Annotated in this window: 1 protein-coding gene; it reads left to right on the top strand. The window is 63.5% G+C overall.

From position 1 onward, the window contains the following. On the top strand, nt 1-395 hold a 395-nt coding region (locus tag EJ903_RS26555), incomplete at both ends, for an IS256 family transposase (protein ID WP_174237371.1).

The raw sequence follows: 395 nt of genomic DNA, 5'->3' as shown, positions 1-395 counted from the left end.
AGAAGATCATCTCAATGTACGCACGGGGCATGTCGACGCGGGAGATCACGGGGCACCTGCGGGAGCTCTATGGCATCGAGGTGTCGGCCGACCTGATCTCCACGGTGACGGATGCGGTGATCGACGAGGTGACGACGTGGCAGAACCGGCCTTTGGAGGCGGTCTACCCGCTGGTCTTCCTGGATGCCATCCGGGTCAAGATCCGGGACGAAGGGCTGGTCCGCAACAAGGCCATCCATGTGGCCATCGGCGTGCGGGCCGACGGCGCCAAGGAGGTGCTGGGTCTGTGGATCGAACAGAACGAAGGCGCCAGGTTCTGGCTGCGCGTCCTGAATGAATTGAAGAACCGGGGCGTCGAGGACATCCTGCTGGCTGTGGTCGACGGGCTGAAGGGC

It is taken from the genome of Azospirillum griseum, assembly GCF_003966125.1.
Lineage (GTDB): Bacteria > Pseudomonadota > Alphaproteobacteria > Azospirillales > Azospirillaceae > Azospirillum > Azospirillum griseum.
Note: the sequence above shows the minus strand (reverse complement) of the source record. Positions and strands in the feature narration are given on the sequence as shown.